This window comes from Fluviicola sp. (assembly GCF_030151805.1).
In the GTDB taxonomy this organism is placed as follows: Bacteria; Bacteroidota; Bacteroidia; order Flavobacteriales_D; family Crocinitomicaceae; genus Fluviicola.
This window is the reverse complement of sequence record NZ_JASLCN010000510.1, coordinates 1-3,537: the sequence shown is the minus strand read 5'-3', so window position 1 is coordinate 3,537 and position 3,537 is coordinate 1. Positions and strand designations below refer to the sequence as shown.

Genomic DNA, 3,537 nt, shown 5'->3' with positions numbered 1-3,537 from the left:
GCTGGATCAACTCCGGCGGCCTGGGCACGATGGGCGTGGGCCTGCCCTACGCGATGGGCATCAAGCTGGCCAAGCCGGACGCGGACGTGTTCTAGGCTTAACTTCTTGCTTTGTATCAAATAAAAGTTGAGACAATTCAGTTTTCAAACGTTCCAACTTGTCCTGAACAATGAGATAAAATTCCTCTTTGGGCTCGGTACGGTTTTCAATAATACCATAGTCAATCACACCCAATTCATACAACTCATTCTTGAACAGATCAAGTCCTAAGATTGTTTCTTCGATTCCTTTGTACTTGTTATTGTCAAAGTAATAATGTTGAATGCGATCTACATTAATCACAATGTCTAATATTTCTCGTTGGTAGTGGGTTCCGAGTTTGGAAAGCAGTTCTTTGACTTCCCCAATTATACTAGTGGATTCATCTTCCAAATGTTGTTTAAATTCTTCCGTGTACATCCCGTTGCAAGAAGTTCGGGTAACAACATCCAATGCAAGTTTATCATCAACAGATTCTTTCATCTTATGACGGGTAGAAAATTGTAGCTTGGAAATAGTGTCGATTAGGGGTTTGAGAGATTTATGAAATTGCATTGTGAATTTTTTGGATACAAAGAAACACACAAGTACTGAAATTTACCCACCCTACACACACTGATTTTATAATTCTCCCAACCTCCGTCCGTTCCTGTAATCTTCCACCGTACTGAATTTGTTAAGGAACTACGACTACGGTTGTGAGAATGACACTCAAAGAGACACACTCTGCACAAATCACTACTGAACCATTACAATGACATTCCTCAACCGAAAAAACATGAGAGATTGGTTCTTTGTAGTGTTTGGTATAGTCATACTACCCCACCCCATTTTGAAATTTTGGTTTGTCACCCGCACTGATAGGCTAATCTGCAAACTTCCCCCGTCCCAAATTTTGGCGGGTTTTGTTTCTCTGTCAGACTGCGTGAGTTTGACCCAAGCCCCAATTCACATTAATATTTTAAGTTATGGAAATACAATTAGTTTATGCAGAGGTTTTAGATTTCATTACTCCAATTATGCGAGAAGACCCACTCGTACAAATTGTTTCAGACACGGGAGTATTCATCGTAACCACTATCGAAAATTCTAAGCAGTACCCATTGGATTTCTATCCTGTGGATTCAGAAGCTATGGAAGCGTATGATTTGTGACAGTATAATAAGTTATAAATTGGGAAAATAGTTAGTTGCTAACGATTCAAACACGTAATTGGACTTTTCTTGGATTGTTTCAAATGAGTTAAACTCTGTGTAGTCCATTTTAAGGTTGCACCAAACATTAAAAAACATAACTACATCAAAGGATGGATCCATACTCAAAAAACTCTCAACCCGATATCTTATATACTGTCCAAGCACGGTTTCAACATCTTTGGTTCTCATTGTAGTTTCAGGGCTTCTTTTATCAAAGGTTTCAAAAGCTTTATACATTTGCCTTTGTCTGATAATTTCTTCGTACAACAAATTATTATCCGCAATAATATCCACAGGCTTGAGAGCATATAGAGATGCCGTAAATGATTTATAGGGAGCAGTTTTATTTAGAGTTTTACCAATTTCAAATGCAACGTGCATTCCAAAACAAGTAGCTAAATGCAAGTGCAATTTGTTCTTCGTTTTAAGGTTAATTCTAATCAAATAGGTTTCCAATTCTTTCCAACTTATCGAATCCCCATTGGATAAAACCATACTTGTCTTGTCAGTTGCACCGTGTGCTTCAATATGAAGGACAATTTCATCAGTTGACAGAACTTCATTTTCTATAGTGTTAAGCCAACCAATTAAATCCATCTTAGATTTGATTGTCGTATGCGAATGCAACAAATCAGGTGCATAAAATTGACAATACCTAGAAATCGTATCATTATAGAGTTCTCGACCTGTTTGAGGTTCGTCTGTGGGAATACTTTCCAGTACGTAAATTCGTGTAATCATTTTGAGGGAATTGAAGAATTTATCACTTTATTAATCCAAGGTCTTTTTTGAAAGTTGTCTTTCTGTATTCACCTATCTTTTCTTGAGATAATGATTCCGAACCCAATTCATTAATTTTCACCAGATCGTTTTGGATTGACTCAAGATATTGTTGCAGAACCAGTGTATCGGGAAACCCTTCCGCATAAAATGCCCCTTGCAAGATTTTTTGCCCGTAAATTACGGCATCCATCATTTTTTCAAACATATCATTGTAAGTCAAACATTTCAATTGAAGTTCTCCACTTAAATAAGTATTAGAAAGAACCCGCAATCTTGCTGTAATTTTATGCAAATCCTCAACATTATTTCTCTTAACAAATTGCTCAACAGAATTCGTGTATTCTTTCAGCCAATTTGAGCGTTCAGAAGAGGTGTTGTTGGCGTTATGGTATTCATTAAGTTGATTATAAATCAATTGAAAAGTCCGATAGTAATAATTCAAAGCTGTTATATTCTCGTATATCTCTTCAATTTTACCTACCAAAATCTGCTGTCGATTGTTCTTGTTACTAGCTATCATTGTTCGATAGGATATAATAAGAGCCACTACAGAAACAACGGCTACTGCAAGTGATATCCAAAAACTAGCTATTGAGAAATTACTTTCATCTGCCACCAATTTGTTTTCATACTTATTATGTATTACAATTGGCTTTAAGTCAGTTGCTTGATTCAAGTTTATTAGAGTGTCGGATTGGTTAATGTAAATAGTGTCTTTCATTCTTACTTTTTTAACACTAAAGTTAGCAAGCGTTATCCAGTATCGAAAATATATTGGGATTTTCGAATAACTGTCCCAAATCACGAAACGGAATTCACTTTGACTTAGGTAAATTCTCCTTCATATATTCTCGCATATCAATGTCCTTATTGACTTTACGAACATCCATTATAAAGAATAGCTGTGCTGTCATCGCAAAAAACCATGTTGCATAGTTCTCCCAATCACATCGAAGCTTCGGGGTATACAAAATTTTAATTATCCAATACCAACCATAAGCATTATACGCATAGATGTAGAACCTCCGAATAAAATTCATTGTTTTACTGAGAGAATTAATGTAAATGGTTTCAAATCGATTTTGCATATTCTGTATAATTGATACATTTGAAGATACTTAAAACTATTCACATGGAAACTTCACAAAAAACAGTGCGTTTTTTATTCAACACTTTGGAAGATTTGAAACGAACCAAAGAACTTGACTCTTTATTTACTTATTTCGAAATGCTCATCAACAACGGATTTGAAATAGAGTTCTACAGGACGAGTATTGATGGAGAGTGTTTAACGACAATTAGAGATTTGAACCACTTAAGAAATCTGAGACCTACTCTGGCAGTTGGTTGATTCTGTCCCATATTCCGTCCCCACTCTCACACTTCACACTCACTCTGAAGCCACAACTCCACTAAAAACAAAAGACCCACCATTACTGATGAGTCTTGTTTGTGACCCCGGAGGGATTCTAACCCCCAACCCTCAGAGCCGAAATCTGATGCGCTATACAGTTGCGCC

The 3,537-nt window shown here is 36.6% G+C and carries 5 protein-coding genes, 1 tRNA gene and 1 pseudogene; 3 read left to right on the top strand and 4 right to left on the bottom strand.

The features are described 5' to 3' along the window. Positions 1 to 80, top strand: a pseudogene (locus Q1V93_RS19455) (thiamine pyrophosphate-dependent enzyme); the annotation flags it as partial. Here the strand turns inward: Q1V93_RS19455 and Q1V93_RS19345 are convergent. Beyond that, positions 61 to 522 (bottom strand): hypothetical protein, encoded by a 462-nt coding sequence (locus Q1V93_RS19345; RefSeq protein ID WP_300667135.1) that lies wholly within the window; start codon positions 520 to 522, stop codon positions 61 to 63. The pseudogene Q1V93_RS19455 and the gene Q1V93_RS19345 overlap by 20 nt on opposite strands. A gap of 485 nt (positions 523 to 1,007) precedes the next feature. On the opposite strand from Q1V93_RS19345, the gene Q1V93_RS19340 reads away from it, so the two are divergent. Next, positions 1,008 to 1,193, top strand: a complete 186-nt coding sequence (locus tag Q1V93_RS19340) for a hypothetical protein (protein WP_300667133.1) — start codon at positions 1,008 to 1,010, stop codon at positions 1,191 to 1,193. 12 nt (positions 1,194 to 1,205) lie between these two features. Here the strand turns inward: Q1V93_RS19340 and Q1V93_RS19335 are convergent, their stop codons facing one another. Further along, positions 1,206 to 1,976 (bottom strand): hypothetical protein, encoded by a 771-nt coding sequence (locus Q1V93_RS19335; RefSeq protein ID WP_300667131.1) that lies wholly within the window; start codon positions 1,974 to 1,976, stop codon positions 1,206 to 1,208. Between the two features lie 22 nt (positions 1,977 to 1,998). Beyond that, the gene (locus Q1V93_RS19330; RefSeq protein WP_300667129.1) at positions 1,999 to 2,739 is read right to left on the bottom strand and encodes a hypothetical protein; all 741 of its coding nucleotides are present in this window, start codon (positions 2,737 to 2,739) and stop codon (positions 1,999 to 2,001) included. Positions 2,740 to 3,150: 411 nt separating this feature from the next. Here Q1V93_RS19330 and Q1V93_RS19325 point away from each other — a divergent pair, with 411 nt between their 5' ends. Further along, complete coding sequence (locus Q1V93_RS19325) at positions 3,151 to 3,369, top strand: hypothetical protein (RefSeq protein WP_300667127.1); 219 nt, start codon at positions 3,151 to 3,153, stop codon at positions 3,367 to 3,369. A 105-nt stretch (positions 3,370 to 3,474) separates the two neighbouring features. Here the strand turns inward: Q1V93_RS19325 and Q1V93_RS19320 are convergent. After that, positions 3,475 to 3,537 (bottom strand) — tRNA-Arg (locus Q1V93_RS19320).

What these genes read in the sequence shown, in the direction of transcription:
- Q1V93_RS19345 (WP_300667135.1), bottom strand. Translation starts at nt 522, where the DNA reads ATGAAAGAATCTGTTGATGATAAACTTGCATTGGATGTTGTTACCCGA.
- Q1V93_RS19335 (WP_300667131.1), bottom strand. Translation starts at nt 1,976, where the DNA reads ATGATTACACGAATTTACGTACTGGAAAGTATTCCCACAGACGAACCT.
- Q1V93_RS19325 (WP_300667127.1), top strand. Translation starts at nt 3,151, where the DNA reads ATGGAAACTTCACAAAAAACAGTGCGTTTTTTATTCAACACTTTGGAA.
- Q1V93_RS19330 (WP_300667129.1), bottom strand. Translation starts at nt 2,739, where the DNA reads ATGAAAGACACTATTTACATTAACCAATCCGACACTCTAATAAACTTG.
- Q1V93_RS19340 (WP_300667133.1), top strand. Translation starts at nt 1,008, where the DNA reads ATGGAAATACAATTAGTTTATGCAGAGGTTTTAGATTTCATTACTCCA.